Origin of the sequence: Luteococcus sp. H101, from assembly GCF_038433155.1 — a bacterium.
In the GTDB taxonomy this organism is placed as follows: Bacteria; Actinomycetota; Actinomycetes; order Propionibacteriales; family Propionibacteriaceae; genus Luteococcus.
Window position 1 is genome coordinate 80,356 of the sequence record NZ_JBCDMW010000008.1, and the last position, 14,463, is coordinate 94,818.

At 70.5% G+C, this 14,463-nt stretch carries 11 protein-coding genes; 1 reads left to right on the forward strand and 10 read right to left on the reverse strand.

Annotation, left to right across the window (positions count from 1 at the left end):
- Positions 1-15: 15 nt before the first annotated feature.
- Positions 16-1,977: a primosomal protein N' gene (locus AAEX60_RS02890; RefSeq protein WP_342101086.1), complete on the reverse strand. Its 1,962-nt coding sequence runs from the start codon at positions 1,975-1,977 to the stop codon at positions 16-18.
- Between the two features lie 186 nt (positions 1,978-2,163).
- Here AAEX60_RS02890 and AAEX60_RS02895 point away from each other — a divergent pair, with 186 nt between their 5' ends.
- Positions 2,164-3,429: a threonine/serine ThrE exporter family protein gene (locus AAEX60_RS02895; protein ID WP_342101088.1), complete on the forward strand. Its 1,266-nt coding sequence runs from the start codon at positions 2,164-2,166 to the stop codon at positions 3,427-3,429.
- 147 nt (positions 3,430-3,576) lie between these two features.
- Here the strand turns inward: AAEX60_RS02895 and metK are convergent, their stop codons facing one another.
- The 9 genes from metK to carA all read right to left on the reverse strand — a co-directional run bounded on the left by metK (position 3,577) and on the right by carA (position 14,202).
- Positions 3,577-4,776 carry a methionine adenosyltransferase gene (metK, locus tag AAEX60_RS02900; protein ID WP_342101090.1) on the reverse strand — a complete coding sequence of 400 codons (1,200 nt, stop codon included), beginning with the start codon at positions 4,774-4,776 and terminating at the stop codon, positions 3,577-3,579.
- A 91-nt stretch (positions 4,777-4,867) separates the two neighbouring features.
- Complete coding sequence (coaBC, locus tag AAEX60_RS02905; RefSeq protein WP_342101092.1) at positions 4,868-6,115, reverse strand: bifunctional phosphopantothenoylcysteine decarboxylase/phosphopantothenate--cysteine ligase CoaBC; 1,248 nt, start codon at positions 6,113-6,115, stop codon at positions 4,868-4,870.
- Positions 6,116-6,131: 16 nt separating this feature from the next.
- Positions 6,132-6,476 carry a DNA-directed RNA polymerase subunit omega gene (rpoZ, locus tag AAEX60_RS02910; RefSeq protein ID WP_342101095.1) on the reverse strand — a complete coding sequence of 115 codons (345 nt, stop codon included), beginning with the start codon at positions 6,474-6,476 and terminating at the stop codon, positions 6,132-6,134.
- An 87-nt stretch (positions 6,477-6,563) separates the two neighbouring features.
- Positions 6,564-7,139 (reverse strand): guanylate kinase, encoded by a 576-nt coding sequence (gene gmk, locus AAEX60_RS02915; protein ID WP_342101097.1) that lies wholly within the window; start codon positions 7,137-7,139, stop codon positions 6,564-6,566.
- Positions 7,140-7,186: 47 nt separating this feature from the next.
- On the reverse strand, positions 7,187-7,498 hold the full coding sequence (gene mihF / locus AAEX60_RS02920) for an integration host factor, actinobacterial type (protein WP_342101098.1): 312 nt from the start codon (positions 7,496-7,498) through the stop codon (positions 7,187-7,189).
- 165 nt (positions 7,499-7,663) lie between these two features.
- Entirely contained in the window at positions 7,664-8,476 is an 813-nt protein-coding gene (gene pyrF / locus AAEX60_RS02925; RefSeq protein WP_342101099.1) for an orotidine-5'-phosphate decarboxylase, read from the reverse strand.
- Between the two features lie 109 nt (positions 8,477-8,585).
- The gene (locus AAEX60_RS02930) at positions 8,586-9,668 is read right to left on the reverse strand and encodes a quinone-dependent dihydroorotate dehydrogenase (protein ID WP_342101100.1); all 1,083 of its coding nucleotides are present in this window, start codon (positions 9,666-9,668) and stop codon (positions 8,586-8,588) included.
- Positions 9,665-13,042 (reverse strand): carbamoyl-phosphate synthase large subunit, encoded by a 3,378-nt coding sequence (carB, locus tag AAEX60_RS02935; RefSeq protein WP_342101101.1) that lies wholly within the window; start codon positions 13,040-13,042, stop codon positions 9,665-9,667. Before carB ends, AAEX60_RS02930 begins: the two co-directional genes overlap by 4 nt.
- Positions 13,042-14,202, reverse strand: a complete 1,161-nt coding sequence (gene carA, locus AAEX60_RS02940; protein ID WP_342101103.1) for a glutamine-hydrolyzing carbamoyl-phosphate synthase small subunit — start codon at positions 14,200-14,202, stop codon at positions 13,042-13,044. The genes carB and carA overlap by 1 nt, the downstream gene beginning before the upstream one ends.
- Between the last annotated feature and the right edge of the window lie 261 nt (positions 14,203-14,463).

Here is a 14,463-nt window from a genome sequence, read left to right on the forward strand (position 1 = left end):
TCGCCCAGCTGCCGGTCAGCCCAGCTGGGCCGGGTCCACCTTCACCCGCACCGAACCGTCCGCCTTCTTGGCGGAGCGGACCGCGCTGGCCGCCTTGACCGCGGCGGTGAGCTTCCGGCCGCTGGCCAGCGGGGTGCGCAGGGTGAGACGGCTGATCTCCTGCTCCCCCACCATCCCGGCCGGGACCGGGCCCAGGACGTCTGCCACCTGGGGCAGCTCGACGGCCGCCATCATCTCCTCCAGCGCGGAGGGAACACCTTCCAGCGTGATGAACTTCACCGCGGGTGGGAAGCGGGCGTCCAGCCGCTCCGCCAATTCCCGGGCAGCAAACCCGCCGGGGTCCACCCGGACGAGCGCCTGGATGGTGCGGTCCTCGCTGGGACCCACCACCGCCACCGTGCCGCCGTCGGCCCCGGCACGAACCAGGCCCAGCACATTGAGCCAACGGCGCAGGCTCTCCTCGGCCGCCCGCAGGTCCGGCCGGGAGAGCTGCATCATGGCGTCCAGCAGCACCGCCGCCGCATAGCCCGCGGGCGCCTGGGGCTCGGCCCCCGGGGTGGCGATCACCAACGCGGGCCCCTCCGGGATCTGGTCCCGGACATGGTCCGCCGACGAATCCACCACCGTGGTGCCGGGAAAGGCCCGCCCCAGTTCCTCGCTGGTGCGGGCCGACCCGACCACCGGGGCCCGCAGCCGACGGTCCCCGCAGGTCGGGCAGCGCCAGCCGGTCACCAGCCGGCCACACCAGCCACAGGAGAGCTGCTGTTCCCCGTCGCGCCGCTGGCCGCGCACCGGCCCCTGACAGTGCGGGCAGCGCACCGGGGTGCGGCAGGTCTGGCAGGCCAGCGCCACCAGGTAGCCGGCCCGCGGAACCTGCACCAGCACCGGCCCCTGGGTCAGCCCCTTGCGAATGGTCTCGAAGACCAGCGCGGGCAGCCGGATGCTGGCCGCCAACGGATCACGCTCCAGCGCCTTGTCCGAGTCCGCCGCCACCCGCACCGCGGGGGCGGCCCGACGTGCCTCGGCCCCGGGCAGCTCGATCGGTGCCAGCCAGCCCCGCTCCAGCCACTGCTGCACCTCGCAGCTGCGCGCTCGGCCGGCAAACAGCAGCGCGGTCTTCTGCTGGGTGGCGCGGATTGCCGCCACGTCGCGGGCGTGGAAATAGGGCGCTCGAGGTTCGGAGTACAGGTCATCACCGTCATCCCAGACCGCCACTAGGCCCAACGCGGGCACCGGGGCGAAGGCGGCGGCCCGGGTTCCGACCACCACTCGCGCCTGCCCGCGTCGCAGGGCCAGGAAGTTGCGGTACCGGGCGGCGGGCCCCAGGTCGGCGTGCAGGACCGCCACGGCACCGTCGCCGATCACCGCCGCCAGACGCTGCCGCGCGGTCTCCAGGTCCTTCACGTCGGGCACCAGCAGCAACACCCCGCGCCCACCCCGCAGGGTCGCGACGCAGGCCTGCACCAGCCCCAGCCACGGGTCCTGTGCCGCGCTGGGCGCAACCTGCCAGCTGACCCGCAGCGACCGGCCGGCGGCCAGCTGGTCCAGGAATTCCTGCCCGTGCGGGTAGCCCGGCAGTGGTCCGTCCACCTGTTCCGGCAGGATCGGCTCCGGCCAGGGCTTGGGCTCCGCCTTCTCCGTGGCGGCATGGCGGGGTGGAATGGCCAGCCGCAGCACGTCGCTGAAGGTGCCGGCGCAGTGGTCAGCCACGGCGCGGATCAACGCCACCTGCTCGACGCCCAGGACCGGCTCCGGGCTGACCACCTTCTCCAGCCGGGCCAGTTTGACCCCCGCGTCGCTGCTGGCCAGCCGCTCCACGATGAAGCCGTCGCGCAGTTTCCCGGCGAACCGCACCCGCACCCGGGCACCCGGCACCGCCACCTCGGCGTCCGCCTCGGGCACCTCATAGTCGAAGAAGCGGTCCAGGTGTGCCAGCGGGAGGTCCAGCGCACAACGCGCCACCGGAAGATCTGTCACCCCACCGATGCTAGGGGGTGCCTGTGACAATTCCCGATCCCTTCCCCGGAGCTCGGGTTTGGTCTTCCCGCGATGGATGCATCAGTCGCGGGAAGACCGAACCCGAGCGGCGGGAGCACAACCCGGCAGAATCGGACGTCGGCCCGTCCTCGCCCGGGACGCAGCACGATGGCTACTCTGAGCGCTGTGAATCCCGACGCCCCGGCCCGTGACGCCGACCAGGAGACCACGGTCCGGCGCTTGCTGGCCTACGCCGGCGCCTCCCTGATTGCCGGCGGAGCCACCGTCACGGACGCGGAGAACGAGGTGCGCCGCCTGGGCCGGCACTTCGGCTACCCGGATGTGCAGGTCTCCGGCTACCCGACGTCGATCAGCCTGAGCCTGGCCTCCGGTGAGCCCTGCACCATCGAACGGATCGAGGGAGGGCTGAGGCTGGACCAGTCGATGCAGGTCGGCGATGTGCGGCGGGACCTGATGGCCGGCCGGTTGAGCATCGACGACGGGGTGGCCGCCCTGGCCGTCGCCCGACACAAGCCCCATCTCTACGGCCTGCCGGGCTTCTTCGGCGGCCTGTTCGCCGTCTCCATGGGGATCTGCCTGATCATGCAGCCGGCCTGGCCCAATGTCCTGCTGGCCGGCCTGTGCTCCCTGCTGGTCAGTCTGCTGATGCAGGCGTCGGGCAGGCATGCGCTACTGGCTGCCCTGCTGCCCACCCTGGCCGCCTTCGTGGTCTCCCTCGCGGTGCTGGGGGCCTGGCGGCTGGGCCTCATCGACGGCCCACTGCGCACCCTGATCTGCCCGATCGCGGTCCTGCTGCCCGGTGCCCTGCTGAGCACCGGGATCGCCGAGCTGGCCACGGGCGCCCTGGTGTCGGGCACTGCCCGCTTCTTCCACGGCATCGTGCAGCTGCTGCTGTTCGCGCTGGGGGTGGTCGCGGCCGGCCTGGTGCTGGGGGTGCCGCCGTCGGAGCTGACCAATGTCCGGCTGCAGCAGATCGGGCTGTGGAGCCTGCCACTGGGCCTGGCGATGATCTCGGTGGGGATCACCCTGTCGGAGTCGGTGCCGTGGCGGATGTCGGTGTGGACCACGCTGGTGCTCAGTTGCACCTTCCTCACCCAGATGTTGGGCCAGACCTACGGCGGCTCGCTGCCGGTGGGGGCCTTCTGCGGGGCCGTGGTGGCCAGCTTCGCGTCGACGGCACTGGAGGCCACCCGAAGCAAGGTGCCCCGGCTGATCACCTTCCTGCCCAGCTTCTGGCTGCTGGTGCCCGGCACCCTGGGCCTGATGGGCATCACCACCCTGGGGCTCGGCACCGGCCAGTCCGAGGCGGTGATCGGGGTGCTGGCGCTGGTCACCTCCATCGCGCTGGGGCTGTTGGTGGGATCCGCCCTGGCCCTGCCGCTCAAGCGGGTGGCCCGACGGATGCGCCACCTGCACCTGCTGCGCCGCTGAACCCCGCGACCCCTGGCCCGACGAGTGCCTCCGTCACACCCTCACATGCCGACGGCGCTCGGGTTTGGTCTTCCCGCGTCGGAAATATCCGTCGCGGGAAACACAAACCCGAGCGCCCCAGATGCCAACCGGACCAGTCAGCGCGGATCAGCGGATGGCGGCCTTCAGCTCGTCCACCCGGTCCAGCTTCTCCCAGTTCATCCCGGGCAGCTGCCGGCCGAAGTGGCCGTAGGCGGTGAACGTCGAGTACTTCACGTTCAGCAGGTCCAGGTCACGCACGATCGCGGCGGGCCGCAGGTCGAAGACCTCCAGCACGGCATCGCGGATCTGCGCCTCGGACACCTGCCCGGTGCCGAAGGTGTCCACGTAGAAGCCCACCGGGTGCGCCTTGCCGATGGCGTAGGCCACCTGCACCTCGCACCGGGAGGCCAGGCCGGCGGCCACCACATTCTTGGCCACCCAGCGCATGGCATAGGCCGCGGAGCGGTCCACCTTCGACGGGTCCTTCCCGCTGAAGGCCCCGCCGCCGTGCCGCGCCATGCCGCCATAGGTGTCGACGATGATCTTGCGGCCGGTGACCCCGGCATCGCCCATCGGGCCACCGATCACGAACTTCCCGGTGGGGTTCACATAGGTCTTCAGACCGTCGGTGTTCAGCTCATAGCTGGCCAGCACCGGGTCGATCACGTGCTTGCGCAGGTCCGGGGTGATGGTCTGCTCGATGGAGATGCCCTCGGCGTGCTGGGTGGACACGACGACGGTGTCCACGCCCACCGGGCGTCCACGCTCGTCGTAGTCCACCGTCACCTGGGTCTTGCCGTCGGGGCGCAGGTAGTCCAGCACACCCTCCTTGCGGACCGCGGTCAGGCGCTCGGACAGCCGGTGAGCCAGGTCGATCGGCAGCGGCATCAGGCTGGGGGTCTCGTCACAGGCGTAGCCGAACATCAGGCCCTGGTCTCCCGCGCCCTGCAGGTCCAGTTCGTCGCCGGAGCCGGTGCGGTTCTCATAGGCCTTGTCGACGCCCTGTGCGATGTCCGGGGATTGCGAGCCAATGGCGACGCTGACACCGCAGGAGCGGCCGTCAAAACCCTTGTCCGAGGAGTCGTAGCCGATGTCCAGCACGGTCTGGCGGGCCAGGCCGGAGATGTCTGCATAGGCCTCGGTGGTGACCTCACCGGCCACCACCACCAGGCCGGTGGTGACCAGGGTCTCGACCGCGACGCGGGATCCCTTGTCCTGTTCCAGCATGGCGTCCAGCACGGCATCACTGATCGCGTCGGCCACCTTGTCCGGATGGCCCTCTGTGACGGATTCGGAAGTGAACAGTCTGCTCACGGGGTACTCCATTTCTGCCGGGCAACAAGCCCAGCCGTATACGTGTATCTGCTGGGCCACATGCCCAACCACGGCCCCCAAGCCATCAGGGGCAGGGTCCAGTCTATCCGCGTGCGGGCAGGAGCTCCGCGGCCGCCTCCACGATCGCGGCCGCCGCGGCGGCCTTGGTGCCGGTGACCTCGGCGACGATCTCGTCGTGGTTGATCACGGTGACCTGGGTGGTGGGCTGCCCGAAGACCTTGCCGGCCGAGACATCGTTCAGCACCAGCAGGTCGCAGCCCTTGCGGGCCAGCTTGGCGCGGCCCAGCTCCAGCAGGTTCTCCCGGCTGGTGGCGGTCTCGGCGGCGAAGCCGACGATCACCTGACCCGGTCGCTTGGCACGGCTGAGGGTGGCCAGCACGTCGGTGGTCTGCACCAGGTGCAGCGTCATCCCGCCGTCGCCATCCTTCTTGATCTTGCTCTGGGCCACCTCTTCCGGGGTGAAGTCGGCCGGGGCGGCCGCCATCACCAGCACGTCGGCCTCCGCCGCCAGCCGCTGCATCGCCTCGGCCAGATCCCCCGTGCTGACCACCCGTTCCACCGCGACGCCCGAGGGCGGGGTGGCGGTCATGGCAGCGGCCACCAGCGTGACCCGCGCCCCACGCAGCGCCGCCTGCCGGGCAATCGCGACGCCCATCAGGCCGGACGACGAGTTGCCCAGATAGCGCACCGGGTCCAGCGCCTCGTGGGTGCCTCCGGCGGAGACCACCACGTGGCGGCCCGCCAGATCCTGCGCCGCGGCCTGGTGCGCCGCCCGGGCACCACCGGCCAGCAGCTGCAGCGCGATCTCGGTGATCTCAGCGGGTTCCGGCAGCCGCCCGGGGCCGGTGTCCGCCCCAGTCAGCCGGCCGGAGTCCGGATCCTTGACCACGACGCCACGGCTGCGCAGCGTCGCCACATTGGCGCGGGTGGCGGCGTGTTCCCACATCTCGGTATGCATCGCCGGGAACATCGCCACCGGGCAGCGGGCGGTCAACAACACATTGGTCAGCAGGTCGTCGGCCCGGCCGGTGGCGGCGCGGGAGAGCAGGTCGGCCGTCGCCGGGGCCACCAGCACCAGGTCGGCGCCCTGCCCGATCCGGACATGCGGCACCTCGGTGACGTCGCTCCACACGTCGGTGTTGATCCGCTTGCCGCTCAGTGCCGCCCAGGTGGTCTCGCCGACGAAGTTCAGCGCATTCGCGGTGGGCACGACGGTGACATCGCAGCCGGCCTCACGCAGCCGACGGACCACTTCACAGGCCTTGTACACGGCGATGCCACCGGCCACGCCGAGGACTACTCGACGGCCGGTGGCATCGGGGTTGACCATGCCGACGACCCTGCGCTCAGGCGGGGTCGATGTCGCCGAAGGGGTCGGCGATCAGCTCGAACTCGGGATCCTGGGCGGCCTCCGCACGGGCGGCGGCCTCCGCCTCGGGATCGATCTCGGTGCACTCCAGCACGTCGGCCTGGATCTCCCGCATCGCGATGCTCAGCGGCTTCTCCTGCACGCCGGTCTCCACCAGCGGGCCGACATTCTCCAGCAGGCCCTCGCCCAGCTGCGAGTAGTAGGCATTGATCTGGCGCGCCCTCTTGGCCGCGAACAGCACCAGGCGGTACTTGGAGTCGACCTTGTCGAGCAGCTCGTCGATCGGGGGGTTGGTGACGCCCTCGGGAATGTTTGTGGTCAAGGTGAACCTTCGTTCGATGGTGCGGGTTCCCCGGAACCTGTCGGGCCCGGGCGATGGTGTTCCGGCGGCGAATTCTCGCCCCAGAGGTCACAAGCCCAGCAAGCCTACCAAATCCTGCACGGTTTGATCGATTTCATGGTTGACCACGACGTGGTCGAACTCGTCCTGCCGGGCCATCTCCTCCCGGGCGGTCTCCAGGCGTCGCTCCCGCTGGGCCTCGTCCTCGGTGCCCCGGCCCACCAGCCGGCGCACCAATTCCTCCCAGCTCGGCGGGGCCAGGAAGATGTGCTGTGCCTCGGGATAGCTCCGCCGGACCTGGCGGGCGCCCTGCAGGTCGATCTCCAGAACGACGGGCTGCCCGGCGGCGACGGCCTGCTCGACGGGTCCGCGCGGGGTGCCGTAGCGGTGCTTGCCGTGCACGACGGCCCACTCCAGCAGCCCGTCGGTGGCGGCGAGCTCGTCGAAGCGCTCCTCGGAGACGAAGTGGTAGTGCACCCCGTCCATCTCCCCGGGGCGCGGCGGCCGGGTGGTGGCGCTGATCGAGACCTGCACCTCGGGGTGCAGCTGCTTCAGCCGCGCCACGACGGTTCCCTTGCCCACGGCGGTGGGCCCACTGATGACGCTCACCCGCGGCGCGGCCGGCGACTGCTGCTGCTCGGTCACGCTACGAGCACTCCTTCGTCGATGCTGGTCCTTGTGCTGGGCCGAGACTACTCGAATTCCGCCTTGAGCCCGGCCACCTGGTGACGGCCGAGCCCGCGCACCCGTCGATTGGCGGCAATCTCCAGCCGCTCCATGATCTCGGAGGCGCGCTTGTCCCCCACTCGCGGCATGGCCTTGAGCAGGTCAACCACCTTGACGTGCGCCAGGACATCGTCCTTGGCCGCGATGTCCAGCGCCTGCCCCAGGCTGAGCGCTCCGGAGCGCACCTTCTCCTTCAGGTCGGCCCGGGCCCGACGGGCCTGGGTGGCCGCCTCACGCGCCGCCTGCAACTGTTCCGGTGACAGGGTGGGAATCGCCACGACAGGTCTCCAATCCTTGATGCCGGGCTCTCCCCAAAATGCCCGGTCCTTTTCCCAAGGTACAGTCGAAAACCGCTTGCCGCAGCCGTTTTCGCGGACATGTGAACAATGTCGCGCGCACCCAGGTGAACGCTTCGTGAACGGCTCCGGGGCCCAGTCGCCCGCTCAGCCGCGCCCCAGCAGCTCCCGCAGCGCGGCCCGCAGCCCGTCGACGCCCGGACCGCCCCGCATCACCTGCCGGCTGGCCGACGGCAGCAGCTTGCCCACGGCGTCGCCGAAGATCTCCCGGAGGCCCTCGATCGTGCCGCCCTGGGCACCGATCCCGGGCACCAGGATGGAGCCGTTGAAGGCACTGACGTCGCAGCCCGGGTCGGCGTGCGTCCCGCCAACCACCAGACCCAGGGCATATTGGCCCGACGCCTGGTTCTCCGCGGCGGCCTGGTCCACGATCAACTGGGCGACGCTGCCACCCGCCGAGGCGGTGGCCAGTTGCACGTCACCACCCTCCGGATTGCTGGTGCGGGCCAGCAGGTACAGCCCACGGCCGTGCTGGTGCGCCAGGTCGATGGCCGGGCGCAGCGACTCGAAGCCCAGGTAGGGGCTCAGCGTGATGGCGTCGGCCCGCAGCGGCGACTCGTCGGTCAGGTAGGCGCGGGCATAGCCGGCCATGGTGGAGCCGATGTCCCCGCGCTTCACGTCCAGGATGCTCAGCGCCCCCGCGTCGCGGATGTCGGCCAGCACCCGTTCCAACACGGCGATCCCGGCCGAGCCATGCACCTCGTAGAAGGCGCTCTGCGGCTTGAAGACCGCCACCTCGGGCCCCAGCGCCTCCACCATGGTGCGGGCGCAGGTCTCCAGCCCCCGGACGTCGTCGTCCAGCCCCCAGGCGGCGAGGATCTGCGGGTGCGGGTCGATCCCGACGCACAGCGCCCCGCGCTGCTCGGTGAGGCTCTTCAGTCGCTCGGCGTAGGTGCTCATGACGGTTCCTTCTCCTTGGGGCCTCGACAGGCTCGGCCATCGGCGTTTGGTTCGGCGTACAGGCTCGGCACCGCAGCGACCACGGTCCCCGAGCCTGTCGAGGGGCTTGTCAGTGTGGGAGGGAATTGATGCCCTTGACCAGCGCGGGGCCGTGGTAGATGAAGCCGGTGTAGACCTGCACCAGCTGGGCACCCACGTCGAACATGGCCCGGGCATCGGCGGGGGTCATGATCCCGCCCACCCCGATCACCGGCAGCGACGTCTGCTGCACGATCCGGGCCACCATCTCCCGGGAGCGCACGGTGAGCGGGGCGCCTGACAGGCCGCCGGCCTCGGTGGCCAGCCGCACCTCGTCGCCCACCAGACCGTCGCGTTCCAGGGTGGTGTTGGTGGCGATCAGCCCGCTGATCCCGGCCTGCTCGCACACGTCGACAGCCTCGGCCAGCGCCTCCCAGCCCAGGTCCGGCGCCACCTTCACGAAGATCGGCACCGGGTTGGCAGCATCCAGCACCGTCGCCTCGGCCACCAGGGCCCCGGTCAGCTCCCGCAGGGCGTCCCCGTCCTGCAGTTGACGAAGCCCCGGCGTGTTGGGGCTGGAGATGTTGACCGCGATGTAGTCGGCCTTGTCGGCCAGCAGTCGCAGGCTGGTGAGGTAGTCCTCGACGGCGCCCGCCAGGGGCGTCGTCTTGGTCTTGCCCAGGCTGATCCCCAACGGGATGCCGACGGCCCGGTTGCCGCGGCGCACCCCCCAGCCGTCGAGGCGGGCGGCCAGGTCGGCCGCTCCCCCGTTGTTGAAGCCCATCCGGTTGATGATCGCCTCGGACTGCTTGGCCCGGAAGATCCGCGGCTTCGGGTTGCCCGGCTGGGCGTGCGCCGTGACGGTGCCCAGCTCCGCAAAGCCGAAACCCAGCCCGGCCCAGGCGCGGGCCGCGATCCCCTGCTTGTCCAGCCCGGCGGCGACGCCCACCCGGCCGGGGAAACCGATCCCGGCCACCACCGTCTCGGTGGCAGCGCCCCCCAGGGCCCGGGCGCCCAGCCGGCGCACCGGCGCGGGGACGACCCCGGCCGCGCCGAGGGTCCGGATCATGTCCTCGTGGATCTTCTCCGGGTCACCGTCGCGCAGCGTGAACAGCGCCGGACGCACAGCCCGGTGGTAGCCCGCCAGCAGCGCCCGGGTGACCAGCTCGCTCATCGTGCCGCCTGCTGGATCGCCGCCTCCACGTCGGCCGCCCAGTCCTGCAGCGACTTCACGCTGATGCCGTCCTGGCTGTCCTCGGCCTCGCCGCCGCGGCCCGCCTGGGCGTCCCGGGCCTCCTGGGCGCACAGCGCCTCCACGCCCTGCACGGTGGCCGCCAGGCCCTGACCGGTGGTGATGCAGGGGGCGTTCAGCCGAACCGCCGAGGAGCGAATCTCGTAGCCGTCGGCCCGCTCGCTGCCACCGGCCTGGCCGGGGGTGTTGAAGACCACATCCACCTTGCCGTCGCGGATCAGGTCCACGATGGTCGGCTCCCCATTGGGCCCGCGGCCCTGGGAGTGCTTGCGCACCACGGTGGCCTCCACACCCTGCCGGGCGAGCACCGCGGCGGTGCCCTCCGTCGCCAGGATGGTGAAGCCCAGGTCGGCCAGCCGCTTCACCGGGAAGATGGCGTGCCGCTTGTCCCGGTTGGCCATCGCGACGAAGAAAGTGCCCGAGGTGGGCAGCACCTGCCCGGCCGCGATCTGCCCCTTGGCGAAGGCGACGCCGAAGTTCTTGCTCAGGCCCATCACCTCGCCGGTGGAGCGCATCTCCGGCCCCAGAATGGTGTCGACATTGTGACCGTCGTGGGTGCGGAAGCGGTTGAAGGGCAGCACGGCCTCCTTCACCGCGACGGGCGCCCCGTGCCAGGTGTAGTCACCCTCGACGGTGGCCCGCAGCACGCCCTGCCGGCGCAGCTCGGCGATGCTGGCGCCCATCATGATCAGCGTCGCGGCCTTGGCCAGCGGCGTGGCCGTCGCCTTGGAGACGAAGGGCACGGTCCGGCTGGCGCGCGGGTTGGCCTCGAGCACGTAGAGGGTGTCGCCGGCCAGGGCGAACTGGATGTTGATCAGTCCCTGCACCCCGACGCCCTTGGCGATGGCCTCGGTGGAGGTGCGGATCCGGTCGATCACCTCCTGACCCAGCGTGATCGGCGGCAGCGAACAGGCCGAGTCGCCGGAGTGCACCCCGGCCTCCTCGATGTGCTCCATCACGCCGCCCAGGTAGAGCTCGGTGCCGTCGTAGAGGGCGTCGACGTCGATCTCGATCGCGTCCTCCAGGAAGCGATCCACCAGCACGGGGGTGGTGGGGCTGATCAGGGTGGAACTGGCGATGTAGCGCTGCAGGCCGGGCTCGTCGTAGACGATCTCCATCCCGCGGCCACCCAGCACATAGCTGGGACGCACCAGCACCGGGTAGCCGATCTCCTCGGCCACGGTGCGGGCCTGCTCGAAGCTGACCGCCATGCCGTGCGCGGGGGCGCGCAGCCCGGCGTCGGCCAGCACCGCCTCGAAGGCGCCCCGCTCCTCGGCCAGATGGATCGCCTCCGGGCTGGTGCCGACGATCGGCACCCCGGCGTCCTTGAGCCGCTGGGCCAGCTTGAGCGGGGTCTGCCCGCCCAGCTGCACGATCACGCCCGCCACCGGGCCGGCCTGGCACTCGGCGTGGTAGATCTCCAGCACGTCCTCCAGGGTGAGCGGCTCGAAGTAGAGCCGGTCGGAGGTGTCGTAGTCGGTGGAGACCGTCTCCGGGTTGCAGTTGACCATGATCGACTCGTAGCCCGCCTCGGACAGCGCCATCGCGGCGTGCACGCAGGAGTAGTCGAACTCGATGCCCTGGCCAATCCGGTTGGGGCCCGAACCCAGGATCAGCACCGCCTCCTTGGTGCGGGGGGCGATCTCCGATTCCTCGTCGTAGGAGGAGTAGTGGTACGGGGTCTTGGCGGCGAACTCCGCGGCGCAGGTGTCGACGGTCTTGTAGACCGGCCGGATGCCCAGGGCCCAGCGCACGCCGCGGACCACGTCGGTGGACATGTGCCGGGCGGCGGCAATCTGGGCGTCGGAGAAGCCGTGCCGCTTGGCCCGGCGCAGCAACTCCGGGGTGAGTTCGGTGGCCTCGGCCACCTCCCGCGCCACCTCGGTCAGCAGCACCAGCTGGTCGACGAACCACGGGTCGATCCGGGTGGCCTCGTGCACCTCGTCGGGCGTGGCGCCGGCCATCAGGGCCTGGAAGACCTCGCCCAGCCGGCCGTCGTGGGAGCGCTGGATGCTGGTCAGCAGCTCCTCCTTGCTGCGGGTGGGCATGGTCAGCACGAAGGGCGCCTTGGCGTCCTCCAGCGAGCGCAGCGCCTTGCCCAGCGCCTCGGTGAAGTTGCGGCCAATCGCCATCGCCTCGCCCACGCTCTTCATGTGGGTGGTCAGGGTGTCGTCGGCGGTGGGGAACTTCTCGAAGGCGAAGCGCGGGACCTTGACCACCACGTAGTCCAGGGTGGGCTCGAAGCTGGCCGGGGTCTGCTCGGTGATGTCGTTGTCGATCTCGTCCAGGGTGTAGCCGATGGCCACCTTTGCGGCGATCTTGGCGATCGGGAAGCCGGTGGCCTTGGAGGCCAGCGCCGAGGAGCGGGAGACACGTGGGTTCATCTCGATCACCACCATCCGCCCGTCGGCGGGGTTGATCGCGAACTGGATGTTGCAGCCGCCGGTGTCGACGCCGACCTCACGGATGATGGCGATGCCGACGTCACGCATGAACTGGTACTCGCGGTCGGTCAGGGTCATGGCCGGGGCGACGGTGATGGAGTCGCCGGTGTGGGTGCCCATCGGGTCCAGGTTCTCGATGGAGCAGATGATCACCACATTGTCGGCCTTGTCCCGCATCACCTCCAGCTCGTACTCCTTCCAGCCCAGGATGGACTCCTCGATCAGCACCTCGGTGACGGGGCTGAGGTCCAGACCGGTGCCGGCAATCCGGCGCAGCTCGGCCTCGTCGTGCGCGAAGCCGGAGCCGGCACCGCCCATGGTGAAGCTGGGCCGCACGACGACGGGATAGCCCAGGCCGTTGGCGGCGGCCAGCACCTCGTCCATGGTGTGGCAGATCTGGGAGCGGGCCACCTCGGCGACTCCGCCGGGGACGTCAAGGGAGGTGACGATGTCGTTGAACTTCTGCCGGTCCTCGCCGCGCTGGATGGCGTCGAAGTTGGCGCCGATCATCTCGACGCCGTACTTGGCCAGCACCCCGTTCTCGTGCAGCGCGACCGCGGCATTGAGCGCCGTCTGGCCCCCCAGGGTGGGCAGGATCGCGTCGGGGCGCTCCTTGGCGATCACCTTCTCCACGAAGGCGGGGGTGATCGGCTCGACGTAGGTGGCGTCGGCGAACTCCGGGTCGGTCATGATGGTGGCCGGGTTGGAGTTCACCAGGATCACCCGGTAGCCCTCGTCCCGCAGCACCCGGCAGGCCTGGGTGCCGGAGTAGTCGAACTCGGCGGCCTGCCCAATCACGATCGGGCCGGAGCCGATCACCAGGATGGAGTTGATGTCGGTGCGCTTGGGCATCAGTTGGTGCCTTCCTGGGTCTTGCCGCCCATGATCTCGACGAAGCGGTCGAACAAGTAGTCGGCGTCGTGCGGGCCGGCCGCCGCCTCGGGGTGGTACTGCACGCTGAAGCCCACCAGCTGGTCGTCGCGACGCAGCTCCAGGCCCTCCACCACGTCGTCATTCAGGCACAGGTGGCTGACGGTCACCTGACCGTATTCGGTGTCGGTGGGCCGGTCGGTGGGGACATCGACGGCGAAGCCGTGGTTGTGGGCGGTGATCTCCACCTTGCCGGTGGTGCGGTCGATCACCGGCTGGTTGATCCCGCGGTGGCCGTACTTCAGCTTGTAGGTGCCAAAGCCCAGCGCCCGGCCGAAGATCTGGTTGCCGAAGCAGATCCCGAAGTAGGGGTAGCGGGCGGCCAGCACCTCGCGCAGCAGCGCGGTGGCGTGCTCGGCGGTGGACGGGTCGCCGGGGCCGTTGGAGAAGAAGACGCCATCGGGCTTCAGCTCGTCGATCTGCTGCATGGTGGTGCCGGCGGGCAGCACGTGCACCTCGATCCCGCGGGCCGCCATCCGGCGCGGGGTGTTCGACTTGATCCCCAGGTCCAGGGCGGCGACGGTGAACCTCTTCTCCCCCTCGGCCGGGATCACCACCGGCTCGGTGGTGGTGACGTCGTCCACCAGGTTCATCCCGGTCATCTCGGGCTGGGCCAGCACCTGCTGCCGCAGCGCCTCGGGGTCCAGCGTCTCGGTGCTGATCGCGACCCGCATGGCGCCGCGTTCGCGCAGGTGCCGGGTGAGGGCGCGGGTGTCGATCTGGCTGATCCCGACGATCTGCTGACGGTTCAGCTCCTCGTCCAGGCTGCGGCGGCTGCGCCAGTTGGAGGCAACCCGGGCGGGGTCGCGCACCACATAGCCGGCCACCCAGATCCGCTGGGACTCGTCGTCCTCGTCATTCCAGCCGGTGTTGCCGATGTGTGGGGCCGTGGCCACCACCACCTGGCGGTGATAGCTGGGATCGGTCAGGGTCTCCTGGTAACCACTCATGCCGGTGGAGAAGACTGCCTCTCCGAACGTGGTTCCTCTTGCTCCGAAGGATTCGCCGCGGAAAAAGCGGCCATCCTCCAGGACCAGAATCGCGGGAACTGACGATTGTGAGGCGAACTGGGACGAGGTCATGGCCATCCTCCCCTGCCCGAGCCGGGCAAGGCCTTGCGGGTGAGTTGATCGTCGGGAACCCTATCAGCCCTGCGATGCCAACGCGCCAATCCCCGTGATCTGTGGACCGACACCACGGCCCGGAGTCCTCCGCCGGATCCCACCCTGCGAATGCAGCGGATCAACCGGAGGGGGGGGGGGGGGGGGGGGGGGGGGGGGGGGGGGGGGGGGGGGGGGGGGGGGGGGGGGGGGGGGGGGGGGGGGGGGGTGGGGGGGGGGGGG

Excerpts from the sequence above, each read along its gene's own strand:
- carB (WP_342101101.1), bottom strand. The coding sequence starts at position 13,042 with ATGCCCAAGCGCACCGACATCAACTCCATCCTGGTGATCGGCTCCGGC.
- carA (WP_342101103.1), bottom strand. The coding sequence starts at position 14,202 with ATGACCTCGTCCCAGTTCGCCTCACAATCGTCAGTTCCCGCGATTCTG.
- AAEX60_RS02930 (WP_342101100.1), bottom strand. The coding sequence starts at position 9,668 with ATGAGCGAGCTGGTCACCCGGGCGCTGCTGGCGGGCTACCACCGGGCT.
- pyrF (WP_342101099.1), bottom strand. The coding sequence starts at position 8,476 with ATGAGCACCTACGCCGAGCGACTGAAGAGCCTCACCGAGCAGCGCGGG.
- coaBC (WP_342101092.1), bottom strand. The coding sequence starts at position 6,115 with ATGGTCAACCCCGATGCCACCGGCCGTCGAGTAGTCCTCGGCGTGGCC.
- metK (WP_342101090.1), bottom strand. The coding sequence starts at position 4,776 with ATGGAGTACCCCGTGAGCAGACTGTTCACTTCCGAATCCGTCACAGAG.